The organism is Pseudomonas sp. R62 (assembly GCF_000257605.1).
Taxonomy (GTDB): Bacteria; Pseudomonadota; Gammaproteobacteria; order Pseudomonadales; family Pseudomonadaceae; genus Aquipseudomonas; species Aquipseudomonas atacamensis.
Genome location: NZ_JH635998.1, coordinates 3,428,188 through 3,443,389, shown reverse-complemented (window position 1 = coordinate 3,443,389; position 15,202 = coordinate 3,428,188). Strand labels below are relative to the sequence as shown.

The following is a 15,202-nucleotide window of genomic DNA, read 5'->3' as shown; positions in this document are numbered from 1 at the left end:
GATGAATCCCCTCGCCACTGGGAGTCCCCGTTCGGCTGCGCAGCAGTCGCAACTTGCTGACACGCGGTGTGCCTGTAGAAACCGTGTTGGCAGGTTTTGGTGCCGCTTCGCGGCCCAGCGGGGATGAATCCCTTCGCCACAGTGTTTGTTCCAGTTTTATTCAGATAAAGCACCGGCTCCGCTCTTCACATTTTTTTCACCGGCTTCAACCAACGTCTAAGCTTCAGACAAGTCCGATCAATCTGCGTGAATGGATCAGTCGACTATGGGCGCTTTGTGGCAAACCGATTCGAGTAAAACCGTGGTTCAGACTGAAAGTGTGAATGAAGCGCCTGTCCCTGAAAAACCCCGTCGTCACCGGCACGGGTGGAAGGCTTTCTGGTTGCTGTTTTTGATCATTGCGGTGGTGGTGGGACTCGCTGCGTCCAAGGAAATGCGCACCTCGCGTTTCCAGGCGCGGGAGCTGAGCCAGTACGCCGCTTCGCTGACCTACAAACTTGAACCCGGCCCCAGCGAAGCGATTCGTTATCCGGGCAACGGCCCGTTCGATCTGCGCCTGGGTTACAGCTCTCTGGACGAATTCCTGCCGCGTCTGCTCAAGCGCAACTATGTGATCACCGAGCAGACACGCTTCTCCCCAGCCCTGCTCGGTTACACCGACAAAGGCCTGTTTGTGCCGTATTCGGAAAAGATTCAGGCCGGGCTGTCGATCACCGATTGCCGAGGCGCGCCGCTGTATCGATACAACTATCCGCAGCAACTGTATGCCGACTTCGCGGCGATTCCGCTGGTGGTGGTCAGCAGCCTGCTGTTCATCGAAAACCGCTTTCTCCTCGATCCGAAACAACCGCTGGCCAACCCGGCCGTGGACTGGCCGCGCTTCGGCATGGCCGCGTGGTCGCAAGTGGCGAAACTGCTGCGCCTGCCCGGGCAATCGGCCGGCGGCAGTACCCTGGCGACGCAACTGGAAAAGTATCGCCACTCGCCCGATGGCCTGACCGTGTCGGGCGCGGAGAAGATCCGCCAGATGGTTTCCGCCAGCGTGCGCGCCTATCAGGATGGCCCGCAGACCCTCGGTTCGCGGCAGAACATCGTGCGCGACTACCTCAACAGCGTGCCGCTCTCGGCGGTGCCCGGCCACGGTGAAGTGCACGGCATGGCCGAAGGTTTGCGGGTCTGGTACGGCAGTGATTTCAACAAGGCCAACGAGCAACTGAACAGCCCGAAGACCGATCCGCAGACCATGGCCGCCAAAGGTTTGGCCTTGCGTGAAATGCTCTCGCTGATGATCGCCCAGCGCCGTCCTTCGCATTTCCTGACCAAGGGCCGCGACGAATTGGCCAGCCTCACCGACAGCCACCTGCGCCTGCTCAAGCAGAACGGCGTGATCGACAGCGCTCTGGCCGACGCCGCGCTGGCAAGCACCGTGTCATACCGCGACTGGCAGACCCAGCCAACGATGCAGCCGATTGAAACCAACAAGGGCATCAGCGTTGCCCGCAGCCGCCTGGCGAGCATGCTCAACCGGCCGCTTTACGACCTCGATCGTCTCGACCTGTCAGCCACCAGCACCCTGCAGGGTGACCTGCAAACGCAGGCCACGGCTTATCTGAAAAAACTCGCCGATCCGGTCTACGCTGCCGAAATCGGCCTGCTCGGTGAACGCCTGCTGACGCCGACCAGCACCACGCAAGTGCGCTACAGCTTCACCCTCTTCGAACTGACCCCGGACGGCTCGCGGGTGCGCGTGCAGACCGACAGCACCGATCAGCCGTTCGACATCAACGAGGGCAGCAAGCTCGAACTCGGCTCGACGGCGAAAATGCGTGTGCTGACCACGTACCTGCAAATCGTCGCCGAGCTGCACGACAAATACGGCGCGATGAGCGGGCCAGAACTGAAGAAAGTTGAGGTACCGGATCAGGACCGCCTCAGCCGCTGGGTCATCGACTACCTGATCCAGAACAAGGATCACGATCTGTCGAAGCTGCTCGGCGCCGCGCTGGATCGCAAATACTCGGCCAGCCCCGGCGAAGCGTTTTTCACCGGCGGCGGCCTGCACAGATTCAACAACTTCCGCAAAGAGGACAACGGTCGCCTGCCCACTCTGCGCGATTCGCTGCGCGAGTCGATCAACCTGCCGTTCATTCGGCTGATGCGCGACATCGTCCGTTACACCACCTACTCAGGCCCCAATGGCGAATTGCTCAAGGATGACCGCGACCCCCGCCGCCAGGAATACCTGGCCAGTTTCGCCGACCGCGAAGGCACCTCGTTCCTGCTCAAGTTCTGGAAGAAGTACAAGAACAAGGACACCCAGGCGCGCCTGGAAACTTTCCTCGACAGCATCCGCCCGACGCCGATTCGCATGGCGGCGGTGCACCGTTATCTGTTGCCGGATGCCAGCCAGGAAGACTTCAACAGCTTTGTTCGCGCCCACCTCAAAGGCGCCAAACTCAAGGAGAAACTCACCGATGACCGCCTGATCCGCCTCTACGATGCCTATGGGCCCGGCAGTTACGATTTGCCTGATCAGGGCTTCATCGCCAAGGTGCATCCGCTGGATCTGTGGATGATGGGTTATCTGCTGCATCACCCGGAAGCGACCTTCAGCGAGATCGTCAAGGCCAGCCATTTCGAGCGCCAGGAAGTCTACAGCTGGCTGTTCAAGAGCCGGCACAAAGGCGCGCGCGACAGCCGCATTCGCACCATGCTCGAGATCGAAGCGTTCCTCGACATTCATCAGCGCTGGCAAAAAGTCGGCTACCCGTTCGATCACCTGGTACCGTCACTGGCCACCGCCATCGGCAGTTCCGGCGACCGTCCCGCCGCGCTCGCCGAGCTGATCGGCACCATTCTCAATGACGGCGTGCGCATGCCGACGTTGCGCATCGACAGCCTGCATTTCGCCGCCGATACGCCGTACGAAACCAGACTGGTCAACGACCCGCACGTGGGTAAACGCGTGATGCCGGTGGAAGTGGCCAGAGCCATGCGCGAGGCGTTGTCGCAAGTGGTCGATGCCGGTACCGCCAAACGGTTGTCGGGCAGTTTCAAATTGCCCGACGGCACGCCGCTGGCCATGGGCGGCAAAACCGGCACCGGGGATAACCGCATCGCGGCGATCGGCTCCGGCGGGCGGATCATCAGTTCGAAGTCGATCAACCGCACCGCGACCTTCGTGTTCTACATCGGCGATCACCATTTCGGCACCCTCACCGCGTTCGTCCCGGGGCGCTCGGCAGAGAACTTCAAGTTCACCTCGGCCCTGCCCACGCAGGTGCTCAAGGGCATGGCGCCGATTCTCACGCCGTATCTGCAACCGGGCAGTGACTCGCAATGTCGTCCGGCGGAAAATCCCCCCGTGGTTACCACCGGGCCGGCGCAGTTGGCAATCCTGTCCGGATGACAGCGCATTACTGCTCTTGCTTCTGTCGCAAAGACCGCGAGGAGTCCTGCCAGGCTGGCCCCGTGCAGCCGCGCAAGACGCTGGGGCCCGATCGGGCGTCTGAACGCAGCCAGACTGGCATGGGCTGCTTGGCCGGAATCGCGCTTAACCTACCTCTGAATCCCAGATCACCGTGACATTGCCCGAATAGGTGCGCGCTTCCCCTTCCCTGATCATTCTTTCCACCGCATCGCGGGCCACTTCGAAATGCAGCGTGCCCACCTTGCGGTCCAGATAAAAGCTCGGCTGAAACAACTCGGTGCCCGTGCCATCACGCAGCAATCGCCGGCGATTGACCGCTTGTCCGGCGCCATCGGTCAGCCCGTTGGGCAGGCTGACGCTGACTTCCAGTGGTACCGCATGGCCGGTGCCCGGTTCCCGTATCAAGCAGTCGTTGACGAAGAAGTACTGGCACTCGATGTTCATCTTGAAGCGGCTCGAGGCCGAGATATTGAACGTCTGGTCACGCATCAGCCGGGTCGGCTTGCGGCCCTCGTTCAGCCACGACTGCCAACCGCCCACCGGTTGCAGCGCCACGCGGTTGCCGCCGGGAGGAATATCGACCTTCATGGTGTGCGTAACCCTCAGATTGAAATTGAGGGTCAGAATCGAGTCGTTCGGGATCATCACATCGCCCATGTCGAAATCCATGTTCGGACCGACGGTGTAGGTAATGGCACCGGTGTAGTCGCCAGCATCCATTTTCAGCGGATCCGGCGTGCGCAGTTCGTAGGCGTAGACGAAAAACTGATAGTTCATGCCAAGCGGGATATCGAACAGAGCTTTCTTGGCGCAGACCCCCGCCCCTTCCGGAACTCTCCAGAAACTGTTGTAACCATAATATCCCGCTGTAAGGGTACCTACACCCAGACACGGTGGCGGAGCGAAGACCCAGCCGCCGCCTTCCCACAAGTCATCCCACCAGCCGCCTCCGGTCAACTCGACGACCGACAACGGGAAGCCCGCCTCGTGACCAACACCGGCAATTCTCACCTCGACAACGTGGCTATCACCGGCAGCGTTGGTCACCGAAACAGTCCTCCAGTCGGACGGCACCTTGGCCATGCCACCCTGGCGCGGATCGGCGTGGTTGGCCTGAATCGGCGCATTGGCGGCGAACGGGATGCGCGCGACCAGGCTGAACAGCCCCAAAGACTCGCACGTTGCCGGTACCTGACGGCAGAAACCCTCGGATGGGGTCTGATTCTTGAACTGATTTTTTTGCGGATTGGCAAAGTCCGGCTCGAAGGTGGCATCAATGTTGTGCACTTCGGCCACTGCCGCAGCGCTGAACAACGTCAACAGCAATCCGATCCATGGGCGGATGCCCGGGGCGCTAGAAAAAATCATGGGTGGTCTCCAGAAAATACTTCGATACCAGCATTGCGCGAGCCATCTCACTCGCCAGGCGCTCGGGCACTGAACAGCAACAGCACGTTGCCGGCGTAATCCCCGGGGCGGTAGCCGCCCTCCGGGCTGATCGGGTCGATCTGCAACAGCACCCGTGTCCCCGCAGCGGCCTCGGCCTGCGACACCACCTCACGCGGGGCCATCTCGGCGCTCAGCTCCACCTTGTTAAAGGTCACGCGCAGGCTGATATCGTCTGCCGGCCGACCGTTCGAAAGGTAGGGCGCGGACTCCAGCCGCGCTTCAATCGCACTGGTGTCGTGACGCACATCAAAGTACTTGCGCACACTGCTCAGGCTTGAGGTCGAGTGATTCCAGTCGAGCCGCTGCGGTCGGTGGATCCAGTCCGGCACCGCGGGAATGATGTAGAACGATCGGTTCGGCACTTCCACTGTCACTTCGAACGTGTGTGCTTCCCGAGCCGCCCAGGCCGCATCGCTGGCCAGAGCCGCCGCGGCTATCAGCGCGACGACGGTGCATTGCTTGATCATGTTGGTTACCCGTTGCGTCAATGAAAAGCAGACCTAGCGGCTGCTGACCGTCAGGTTCTTCTTCTCGCTGCCTTCGATCAGGAAGAAGCGGTACCCACGACCCTTCTCCTTGTCGAAAGCGAACGTCTTGCCCGCCAGCACATGGTGTTTGGTGGTCACGCCGCAGTCGGTTTCGTCGCTCAACGAGCAGTTTCTGAACTCGTCGACAATCACCACGGTGTTGCCGTCATTGCGCAGTTCGTAGCGGCTGTCGGTTTCATTGATCGTCGTGGCAAACCGTGTTTCCCTGGGCCGTACGAAGAACACCGTGCCGAAACCGGTCATCACGTTGACCCCGGCCGTCAGTGCCTTTTTGTAGTCTTCCCGTTCTTCCTGGCTGACAGCGAACTCGTCTTCCTTTTCCGGCACCACCGGCACGAAGCGCACGCGGAAGTAACGCTCGCGATCGCGTTCACCCATGTACAGCAAGCGGGTGCCCTGCATGCCCTCGGCCGGGACGATCAGCCGCGCCGGGCTGGCCATCAGGCCGTTGCGCGAAGCGCCGTCGGCAGCGTTCTCAACCGGGATTTCCTTCGGCGTGCCGTCGGCGTCGTAGACAATCTCCAGAACGTTTACCTTGACGAACGCGGTGGCATCGCCGCTGTTGAACACCCGTTTCAGATAGGTGCTCTTGTCGCCATCCATATAGTCGTACACCGTACCGACATTGATCTGCGGCCCGGCCTGCGCCGTCAGGCAAAACACGCTGAGCACGCCCAGCAAAAAACCACGGTTCATCACTTCAACTCCATGAAAAAAGGAACAAGGCGCCGGCGCGCACGTTCATACGTCGGCTTCCCGGATAACGCTGATATTTCCGCTGCGCGTGTCGCCCGAATGTGGACCTGGTCATCGGTTCAGCCCGCCTTCTGCGCGGTGACACCGACGTCGGCCACGGTGTCTGGCGTGCAGCGCAGATCGCCTATCATCAGGACGTTGTTTTCACTGCGGTACTGGTTGGCATCGAGGCGGAACTGACACAGCAAGCGATTATCGCGACGGATTTCGAGGGTCGGCGAACCGGCGTTCATCTCCATTGAAAAGAACCCGTCGACCTCGGTGACGCCACGGCTGGCATGGTTGATCACATGATGGCCCTTGAGCGGCTGCCCTGCTTCATCGATCAGGCGACCGAGCACTGTCAGGGTTTTCATCACACGGATCTTGCGGTACTCCACCCCGCCCTTGTTCAGGTGATAGCGAGTGCGCGCCGGCTCGATGGTCGCTGCGGGCACGTTATTGCCCTCGAAGTCGAAGCTCACGGAGCTGTTCTGATAGGCCGTGATCGGGATGAAATTGCGCCCCGGCTTCAAGGCAGCGCTGCTCCCGCTATAGTCGTCGGCACGCAGGACGATGTCGTCGATGTCCGATTCGACATCGACGATCATCCCGGCGCCGCGCACTTCGCTGTGATTGGTCATGAGCATCTGCTCGCCACCGACGACCAGCGTGCTGTCGAGGTTGAGGCCGCCGGTGAAATTGCCGTTGTAGGACGAGCGTTGAATAAAGCCATCGCCGTTGACCGCATCGGTGCGGAAATTGGCCAGGCTGGACATGCCCAGGCCGTAGGTATCGGTGAGCGCCGTGACCGAGACGCTTTGCAGCACGTGATCCTTGAAATCCTTGCGCCAGCCGAGCGAGGCGTTGTTGTCGCGTTTGCCATCACGGGCGGTGCGTGAGCCGATGCTGCCGGTGAGCTGTTGACCGGGCGCGCCGAGCGCCAGATTGATGCTCAGATCGATCCCGCGATTGCGCGCATCGCCGCTGCTGAAACTGCCCGGACGATCAAAGACCGACAGGCGCCAACTGGCATTACTGCCCAGCAGCACAGTGCGCTGGGTCCAGCCCAGATCCAGGCCTACGCCTTCGACATTGCCTTCGCTGTGCGAAACCCGGGCATTGACCGAACTCTTGCTGCTCACCCGATGATTGAGCGCCAGCGATGAATTGCTGGTCTGGCCGACGAACACGTTACGCGGACGAACGCGTGTGCCGTCGGGCAGCGTTTCGTAGGTGTTGGTGGTGTCGAGCCAGCTGCGGTTGTGGCTGATCACCAGACTGCCCGCGCCGTAGTTGTAAAGGCTTTGCAGATCCAGACCGGTGCCGTAATCCTCGGTCTTGTAGACATTGACATACAGGCTGAGGTGGTTGGCCAGCGTCCAGTCGATGGATGTGCCGTACTGCAGCTTTTCGCGAATCTGCCGCGCCGAAGCGCCGAGAATCACCCGCGGATGCAACAGATAGTTGAGCGATGCACCGGCGGTCGGGCTGCCACTGCTTTGCTTGTCCCAGTTACTCAACAGTTTGCTTTCTTCGCCGGCAAATAGGTTGTAGCGCCAGCGCTCATCGAGGTTGCGCCAGTTGCTCGGCTTGTAGACCAGTTCCTGCGTGGTGGAGGTGATCTGGCCGTCCTCGATCAGGCGAACCTCCACTTCGTAAATGCCACCCGGCAGCGGCCGCGTATCGAGCGATTGCAGACCGGCGGGTACCGATTGCGTGTTGATCAGCAAACCGTTGCGCCAGATTTCCACCGCCCCCTGACGATTGGCGGTCACGTAGATCGGATACACGCTCGGCATCGGCGTGTTGATCGCCAGGCTGTCGGAGCTGCCATACATGAGGCCTACAGCGGTGTCGGGGCTGGTGCCGAACGTGCGCGGCTGACGCATCAGCCCTTCGGAATTGGGGGTGAAATAGCCCAGGCGAAAGAAACTGCCTTGCAGTTCGCGCTGGGTGTGCAGCTCATGCACGGCGTGATACAGCTTGGTGTCAGGACCGCCGAGCCGGGCCATTTGCAGGTTGAGGGTCTGGCTCCAGTTGCCCAGACTGGAACTGGCTTCCAGGCCGAAGCGCCCACCCAGATCCTGATCCTGGCCGCCATTGAGATTGAGTTGATTGCGCACCATCAGGCCACGACTGCCGCCGTCGGGTTGCTCGTAATAACGCTTGGCCTGAACATCGCGCTCGGCATTTTCAGTGAGGATCGAAACCAGCGAACTTTGCAGGTTGTAGTGCACCGCCAGAAACTGATCGGGACATGAACCGCGGCACGCGCCCAGAGGCACACCGGGTTTGAGGTAGCTCGCCCACTTTTCCCGCTCGGCCGGGCCAAAGCGGTTTTCGCTGGTATCGGTGAATTCGAGAAGCGTGATGCGGTCATCTCGCGACAGCACCACCATGGCTTCGCCCAGCGGCTGCTGATCGACTTCGACCCGCACCGCCAGCGGTACATCAAAGAAATGCTCCTCGAAATCCGCCGGCAAGCCTTTGGCCTGCGCCAGCAAACTGCGTGGCGTGGTACCGGTGGCGTCGGAAGCCATGACTGCGCTGGCACAGAACAACAGCGCAAGCGCAGCCGCGATGGGTGTCATCGGGAACATGAACTCGTACTCTGATTTTCAGACAATGAAAGTCCGTCGGGGCAAACACGGATGTTTGCCCCGCCGGTCAAACCCACGGCGAAGGTGGGCGTCTAGCAGGCGATCATGCGATCAAGGCGTACCGACCGGAGGTACTGCATCGAAAACCATTGCCACGGTACCGGTGTATTCGCCCGGCAAGTATTTGGCGGTGGCACGCGGAGTGATCTTCAGCATCGCGCGGTAGGAACTGTCGGATTCGTCCTCGCCTACAACCATTTGCGGCATCTGGTTGAGAATCTTGCCATTGAATTCAACGTCCAGAGGGATCTGGTCAGTACCCGATTGCAGGTAAGGATAGCCACTGAGGCTGGCGTGAACAGAGCCGTTAGAGTTACGTACGTCGAAGTAACCTTTGACCTCGGTCATTTTGCCGGTGGCAGGGTTGTAGCTCATGTCCTGGTCCTTGTTGACCAGATCAGGGTCGACCGGCACCACATAGAAACTGTTGGTTGGCACTGTGGCGACAAGACTGATGGAGTGCGAGGCTTCATTCGCCGCGAAGGCCGTGGAGGACATTGCCAGAAGAGCCAGTGGAGCAGCGATTGCGATTTTCTTGAACATCGTTCAGTACCTGTTTGCTTTATATAAGGGGGTGTCATTGAAAGTTCATAAACCTTTTGCTCGTCGACCGCTGAAGCAACTTGAACTTTCAATGCCGGGCATCATCGACTGTTGCCTCTGGAATGTAAGCAGGCAACTTCCGACAAACTCGTAGTTAAACAACCCCACACCCTGCCAGAAAAAAGAACAAAAAACAGATACTTGCAACATTCGCTGTAAGTTGCGCCCTACACACAGTTACAGGCAAAAAACCATACAGCAACTTAGCCGCTTTAACGCGGCAACTTGCAAGAAATTAGAATATATACTCAAGCACAACTAGAGCGATAACTTTAACTTTAAGGTCACCCCTTTTTATTTTTTGATCGGGAAGAGTTTTGTGGCTTTTTTCACGCTGACCGCTCGTCCGTCGAGCGTCGCCAGAGGCTAAAAACGTCTTGCACAGCGCTTAAGATATATCTTAAGTTGTATCTAAATACGACGAGAGAGAAGCGAAATGAGAGACCATCATTCCCCCCACCGCGAGCATGGCGATGGCCGCGACGGCTTCGAGAAGCGCCCCGGTCGCGAACGCGGCGGCCGCGGCCCGCGAGTCTTTGCCCCCGGCGACTTGAAATTGCTGTTGCTGGCGCTGATCGCCGAGCAGCCCTGCCACGGTTACGACCTGATCCGCCAGATCGAAGGCATGTTCGACGGCGCCTACAGCCCCAGCCCCGGGGTGATCTACCCGACCCTGACCTTTCTGGAAGAGAGCGACCTGATCGCCGGTGATGCCGAGGCCGGCAAAAAGCGTTACAGCGTCACCGACGCCGGTCGTTTGTCTTTAAGTGAACAAGCGGTGGCGCTCGACGGCGTCCGCATGCGCATCGACGTCAGCAAGCGCTCGCTGCGCGGCCATGATCGCCCGCCGGAAATCCACGAAGCGGTGCACAACCTGCGTCATGCCCTGCAACTGCACCACGGGCGCTGGAGCGCCGAGGAAATCCTGCGCGTGCGCGACCTGCTCAACGACACCGCCAAAGCCATCGTCGACGGCCCTGCCGTTCAACCTGCCACGGAGAAAGCCGAATGACTGCAGTCGATAACCAAACCATTCACCGCGTGATGCACGAAATCAAACGGCGCAAGCTTGAAGTGCTGCGCGTCACCGACCTGACCCCGCGCATGCGCCGTATCACCCTCGGCGGGCCGGAACTGGCCGGGTTCATCAGCCTGGGCACGGACGATCACGTCAAACTGCTGTTCCCGCAGAACGCCGAACAAGCGGCGGCGCTGGAGACGATGCAACTGGGCGCCGGCAAGGACAACGGGCCGATGCCCGAGATGCGCGACTACACGCCGCGTCGTTACGACCTGGATAAAATGGAGCTGGACATCGATTTCGTCCTGCACGGCGACGGCCCTGCCTCGACCTGGGCGGAACAGGCGCAACCGGGGCAGTTCCTGCATATCGGCGGGCCGCGCGGTTCGATGATCGTGCCGGACATCTTTGACAGCTACCTGCTGATCGGCGACGAAACCGCCCTCCCCGCCATCGCCCGCCGCCTCGAAGGTCTGGCTGCAAATCGCCGGGCACTCGTGGTGATCGAAGTGGAAAACGGTGCCGAGCAGCAAGTGCTGGAAAGCGCGGCGCAGTTCAATGTGATCTGGGTGCTGCGTGAAGGTGGCAAGGACAACCTGCTGACGACGGTCAAACAACTGCAGGTGCCCAAGGGCAATCTTTACGCCTGGGTGGCGACCGAGACCAAGGTCTCACGGCAGATCCGCCGGGTGCTGATCGATGAGCATGGGCTCGATGAACAGTTCATCAAGGCTGTCGGCTACTGGCGCGCCGAGGGCTCTTCCGAGGAAGAGTAAATCCGAGAAGCAAAAGATCGCAGCCTTCGGCAGCTCCTACAGGGGAATGCATTCCAAATGTAGGAGCTGCCGAAGGCTGCGATCTTTTGATCGTTACGGCCGAAATCGATCCAGACCAATCACTAGCAACCCCACCAACACAAACCCCACCAATATCCCCCCGGCATTGATCAGCACCTGTGGATATCCCAACACCGCCACATCAATGAACGGATACGCATAGGCGCCAAGCAGATGCCCGCGCAGCAAGGCGTAGATGAAATACACCAGCGGATAGATCAGCCACAGCGGCAAGTGCCAGAGGCGCAACGTGCCTTTGGGGACGCAGCACCACCAATAGCCGAGAAACAGCAATGGCATGACGTCGTGGAGCAATTCGTCGGCAACAAACTGCCAGCCTTCGGGGTGCCACAAGTGCCGCAACAGGATGCTGTAGGCCAGACCGACCACGGCGATGCTCACCGCGATCCCGCTGCTGACCCACGGTTGCAGAAACCAGCGCCGCGCGGCGGATTCGCGCTCGGTGACCGCGCAGGTCAGCACCGCCGCCACCAGGGTGTTGGTCAATATGGTGAAGTAGCTGAAGAAACTCACCAGCCCGCCCAGCAGGCTGGCGCCGATGCTCAATCGTGCGAAGAGAATCAAGTACAGCTGAATTGCCAGCCCTGCCCAGCCCAGCACGGCCAGGCCGGTGGTCAGGCGTCGGCGCCTCGCGCTGTTCATCTCAGAGCGGTCGCTTGGTGCGCATCAGCTTCACGTACAGGCGTTCGACCTTTTCCCGCGCCCATGGGGTTTTGCGCAGGAAGGTCAGGCTCGATTTGATGCTCGGATCGCTTTTGAAGCAACGGATATCGATACGCTCGGCCAGACCCGACCACTCGTAGTGAGTCACCAGTGCGTTGAGGATCTGTTCGAGGGTCACGCCGTGCAGCGGATCGGGGGATTGTTCGTTCATGCCGGGCCTTTGGGCGAAGTGATATGCAGAAGCCGCGCACCTTAGCCGAGGGGCAGAGCAGGTGGAAGGCCTTCCTGCAAATGTAGGCCAACCCGGGAAGATCGCAGGCTGTGGCCCGGCTCACAATGCGCCCGTTTGCCGCACTGTTACCGAATCCGAAACGCTGCATGTCTGCAAAAGCGCTTTCTCAATTTGTTACAGATCATTATCCTGCCGCCCTTCCGCTGAAACGCTTCACTGCCTGCGACAATCTGAAGCGCTCGGCCTGCACCTGAAAACATCAAAAAAAGACTTCTTCATGCCTGACTTTTCCTTCTCCCGAGACAGCGCTATCTCTGCCCTGCGCACCCTTGGCGGCTGCACCGCCATTGGCTTGGCGACCTGTGCCCACGCGGCGCCGGCCTTCGACAGTGAATCACCGTACATGCTCGGTGACTGGAACGGCACGCGCACAGAACTTGCGGAAAAAGGCTACGACTTCAAACTCGATTACACCGGCGAAATGGGCAGCAACCTGCACGGCGGTTACGACCACGACCGAACTGCCCGCTACAGCGACCAGTTCGGCCTCGGCACCCATCTGGATCTGCAGAAGATCCTCGGTTGGAACGACGCCGAATTTCAACTGACCATCACCAAACGCAGCGGCAATAACATCAGCAACGACCGCATCAACGACCCGCGCGTTGGCGGCTTCACTTCCGCCCAGGAAGTCTGGGGCCGTGGCCAGACCACGCGCCTGACCCAGATGTGGTACCAGCAGAAATTCTTCGATCAGAAACTCGACATCAAGGTCGGCCGCTTCGGCGAAGGCGAAGACTTCAACAGCTTCCCTTGTGACTTCCAGAACCTCGCTTTCTGCGGCTCGCAGGTCGGCAACTGGGTCGGCGGCATCTGGTACAACTGGCCAGTCAGCCAGTGGGCGCTGCGGGTCAAATATCACCTGACGCCGGAGCTGTATGCGCAGGTCGGCGCCTACGAGCAGAACCCGTCGAACCTTGATCGCGGCAACGGTTTCAAACTCAGCGGCAGTGGCACCCAGGGCGCGATACTGCCGGTCGAACTGGTGTGGACGCCGAAGCTCAACGGCCTGCCGGGCGAATACCGCGCCGGTTACTACTACAGCAATGCCAAAGCCTCTGACGTTTATAAAGACCAGAACGGCCAACCGGCAGCGCTGAGCGGCGAAGCCTACCGCAGCGCGTCGAGCAAGCACGGCGTATGGCTGGGCGTGCAGCAACAGGTGACCAGTATCGCCAGCGACCACTCGCGCGGTTTGAGCCTGTTCGCCAACGCGACGATGCACGACAAGAAAACCAACGCCATCGACAACTACGTGCAGGCCGGCCTGACCTACAAAGGTCCGTTCGATGCCCGCGCCAAGGACGACATCGGTTTTGCCCTCGCTCGTGTGCACGTCAACCCGGCCTATCGCAAGAACGCCGAAATGACCAACCGCGCCAACGCCGTCTACGACTACGACAATCCGGCGTTCCTGCCACCGCAGGACACCGAATACAGCGCCGAGCTGTATTACGGCGTGCACGTAACCAACTGGCTGACCGTGCGCCCGAACCTGCAATACATCCGCCACCCCGGTGGCGTGAACGACGTCGACGACGCCCTGATCGGCGGGATCAAGATCCAGTCGTCGTTCTAAAGATCACAGCTAACCCCTGTGGGAGCGAGCCTGCTCGCGAAGGCGGCCTGTCAGTCGCTGCAGTGTTGCCTGATACACCGCTTTCGCGAGCAGGCTCGCTCCCACAGGAATGCATTTCGTTAGCCGAACAAGTTTTTATCTGAACCATGCCTGCGCCAAATCGTCATCTAAAGTGACTACAGCGCGGGACTACATAAACGTCACGGAGAATCACACTATGAGCACCGAAAGTGCTTCGAGTCGGGGCCGTCTGCTACCGGGCCTGCTCGGCATCCTTCTTCTACTGATGGGCCTGGCCATGCTGGCCGGGGGAGTCAAGCTGAGCATGCTCGGCGGCTCGCTTTACTATCTGCTGGCCGGTATCGGCATTGCGCTGAGCGGCATCCTGCTGCTGATGCGCCGCAGCGCGGCGCTGGGCCTGTACGCCATCGTGCTGTTTGCCAGCACGGTGTGGGCCTTGTGGGAAGTCGGTCTGGACTGGTGGCAACTGGTGCCGCGTCTGGCGCTGTGGTTTGTCCTCGGCTTCGTGATGCTGCTGCCGTGGTTCCGTCGTCCGCTGCTGCTCAACGGCCCGGCGAAAATCGGCACTGGCGGTCTGACCGTGGCGGTTGTCCTGGCCGGCGTTACCGCTCTGGCCAGCCTGTTCACCCACCCGGGCGAAACCTTCGGCGAACTGGGCCGCAACAGCGCGGACATGACCAGCACCGCACCGGCCATGCCGGATGGCGACTGGCAGGCGTACGGTCGCACCGAGTTCGGTGACCGCTACTCGCCGCTCAAGCAGATCACCCCGGAAAACGTCGGCAAGCTGCAAGAAGCCTGGCGCATCCAGACCGGCGACCTGCCAACTGCGGATGACCCGGTCGAGCTGACCAACGAAAACACCCCGCTCAAAGCCAACGGCATGGTCTACGCCTGCACCGCGCACAGCAAAGTGCTGGCACTGGACCCGGACACCGGCAAGGAAATCTGGAGCTTCGATCCACAGATCAAGAGCCCGGTCGGCTTCAAGGGCTTTGCCCACATGACCTGCCGTGGCGTTTCGTATTACGACGAAGCCGCCTATGCCAAGTCTGAAAACGCTGGCTCGGCCGTCATCTCCGAAGCCGGCCAGGCCGTCGCTCAAGCCTGCCCGCGTCGCCTGTACCTGCCTACTGCTGACGCCCGCCTGATTGCGTTGAACGCCGACACCGGCAAGATCTGCGAAGGCTTCGGCACCAATGGTGTGGTCGACCTGACCCAAGGCATCGGCCCGTTCACCGCCGGCGGCTACTACTCCACCTCGCCAGCAGCGATTACCCGTGATCTGGTGATCATGGGCGGTCACGTCACCGACAACGAATCGACCAACGAGCCATCGGG

11 protein-coding genes and 1 pseudogene are annotated in these 15,202 nt (G+C 60.4%); 5 read left to right on the top strand and 7 right to left on the bottom strand.

The window, feature by feature from the left end; translation table 11 throughout:
* Positions 1–265 precede the first annotated feature (265 nt).
* Positions 266–3,409 carry a transglycosylase domain-containing protein gene (locus tag OQK_RS16585; protein WP_016773368.1) on the top strand — a complete coding sequence of 1,048 codons (3,144 nt, stop codon included), beginning with the start codon at positions 266–268 and terminating at the stop codon, positions 3,407–3,409.
* 144 nt (positions 3,410–3,553) lie between these two features.
* On the opposite strand, the gene OQK_RS16580 is transcribed toward OQK_RS16585, so the two are convergent.
* From OQK_RS16580 to OQK_RS16560, 5 genes are all read right to left on the bottom strand, one after another.
* Entirely contained in the window at positions 3,554–4,798 is a 1,245-nt protein-coding gene (locus OQK_RS16580) for a hypothetical protein (protein ID WP_016773367.1), read from the bottom strand.
* Between the two features lie 47 nt (positions 4,799–4,845).
* A complete protein-coding gene (locus tag OQK_RS16575) occupies positions 4,846–5,346 on the bottom strand; it encodes a CS1 type fimbrial major subunit (RefSeq protein ID WP_016773366.1) in 501 nt (166 codons plus the stop codon).
* 33 nt (positions 5,347–5,379) lie between these two features.
* Positions 5,380–6,123: a p pilus assembly chaperone gene (locus OQK_RS16570; RefSeq protein WP_016773365.1), complete on the bottom strand. Its 744-nt coding sequence runs from the start codon at positions 6,121–6,123 to the stop codon at positions 5,380–5,382.
* Positions 6,124–6,242: 119 nt separating this feature from the next.
* Complete coding sequence (locus tag OQK_RS16565) at positions 6,243–8,765, bottom strand: CS1-pili formation C-terminal domain-containing protein (RefSeq protein WP_016773364.1); 2,523 nt, start codon at positions 8,763–8,765, stop codon at positions 6,243–6,245.
* Positions 8,766–8,876: 111 nt separating this feature from the next.
* The gene (locus tag OQK_RS16560; RefSeq protein WP_016773363.1) at positions 8,877–9,368 is read right to left on the bottom strand and encodes a CS1 type fimbrial major subunit; all 492 of its coding nucleotides are present in this window, start codon (positions 9,366–9,368) and stop codon (positions 8,877–8,879) included.
* Positions 9,369–9,864: 496 nt separating this feature from the next.
* Between OQK_RS16560 and OQK_RS16555 the strand changes: the two genes are divergently transcribed.
* Together OQK_RS16555 and OQK_RS16550 are read left to right on the top strand one after the other, a co-directional pair.
* Positions 9,865–10,440: a PadR family transcriptional regulator gene (locus OQK_RS16555; RefSeq protein ID WP_016773362.1), complete on the top strand. Its 576-nt coding sequence runs from the start codon at positions 9,865–9,867 to the stop codon at positions 10,438–10,440.
* The gene (locus OQK_RS16550; RefSeq protein ID WP_016773361.1) at positions 10,437–11,225 is read left to right on the top strand and encodes a siderophore-interacting protein; all 789 of its coding nucleotides are present in this window, start codon (positions 10,437–10,439) and stop codon (positions 11,223–11,225) included. The genes OQK_RS16555 and OQK_RS16550 overlap by 4 nt, the downstream gene beginning before the upstream one ends.
* A 93-nt stretch (positions 11,226–11,318) precedes the next feature.
* On the opposite strand, the gene OQK_RS16545 is transcribed toward OQK_RS16550, so the two are convergent.
* A complete protein-coding gene (locus OQK_RS16545) occupies positions 11,319–11,948 on the bottom strand; it encodes a Pr6Pr family membrane protein (RefSeq protein ID WP_016773360.1) in 630 nt (209 codons plus the stop codon).
* Position 11,949: 1 nt separating this feature from the next.
* Positions 11,950–12,180, bottom strand: coding sequence for a VF530 family DNA-binding protein (locus tag OQK_RS16540; protein WP_016773359.1), 231 nt, complete (start codon positions 12,178–12,180; stop codon positions 11,950–11,952).
* A gap of 298 nt (positions 12,181–12,478) precedes the next feature.
* Here OQK_RS16540 and OQK_RS16535 point away from each other — a divergent pair, with 298 nt between their 5' ends.
* Both OQK_RS16535 and OQK_RS16530 read left to right on the top strand, forming a co-directional pair.
* Positions 12,479–13,840: a carbohydrate porin gene (locus OQK_RS16535; RefSeq protein WP_016773358.1), complete on the top strand. Its 1,362-nt coding sequence runs from the start codon at positions 12,479–12,481 to the stop codon at positions 13,838–13,840.
* A gap of 217 nt (positions 13,841–14,057) precedes the next feature.
* Positions 14,058–15,202: pseudogene (locus tag OQK_RS16530) on the top strand (PQQ-binding-like beta-propeller repeat protein); the annotation flags it as partial.

What these genes read in the sequence shown, in the direction of transcription:
- OQK_RS16570 (WP_016773365.1), bottom strand. Translation starts at nt 6,123, where the DNA reads ATGAACCGTGGTTTTTTGCTGGGCGTGCTCAGCGTGTTTTGCCTGACG.
- OQK_RS16575 (WP_016773366.1), bottom strand. Translation starts at nt 5,346, where the DNA reads ATGATCAAGCAATGCACCGTCGTCGCGCTGATAGCCGCGGCGGCTCTG.
- OQK_RS16550 (WP_016773361.1), top strand. Translation starts at nt 10,437, where the DNA reads ATGACTGCAGTCGATAACCAAACCATTCACCGCGTGATGCACGAAATC.
- OQK_RS16585 (WP_016773368.1), top strand. Translation starts at nt 266, where the DNA reads ATGGGCGCTTTGTGGCAAACCGATTCGAGTAAAACCGTGGTTCAGACT.
- OQK_RS16545 (WP_016773360.1), bottom strand. Translation starts at nt 11,948, where the DNA reads ATGAACAGCGCGAGGCGCCGACGCCTGACCACCGGCCTGGCCGTGCTG.
- OQK_RS16565 (WP_016773364.1), bottom strand. Translation starts at nt 8,765, where the DNA reads ATGTTCCCGATGACACCCATCGCGGCTGCGCTTGCGCTGTTGTTCTGT.
- OQK_RS16555 (WP_016773362.1), top strand. Translation starts at nt 9,865, where the DNA reads ATGAGAGACCATCATTCCCCCCACCGCGAGCATGGCGATGGCCGCGAC.
- OQK_RS16535 (WP_016773358.1), top strand. Translation starts at nt 12,479, where the DNA reads ATGCCTGACTTTTCCTTCTCCCGAGACAGCGCTATCTCTGCCCTGCGC.
- OQK_RS16540 (WP_016773359.1), bottom strand. Translation starts at nt 12,180, where the DNA reads ATGAACGAACAATCCCCCGATCCGCTGCACGGCGTGACCCTCGAACAG.
- OQK_RS16560 (WP_016773363.1), bottom strand. Translation starts at nt 9,368, where the DNA reads ATGTTCAAGAAAATCGCAATCGCTGCTCCACTGGCTCTTCTGGCAATG.
- OQK_RS16580 (WP_016773367.1), bottom strand. Translation starts at nt 4,798, where the DNA reads ATGATTTTTTCTAGCGCCCCGGGCATCCGCCCATGGATCGGATTGCTG.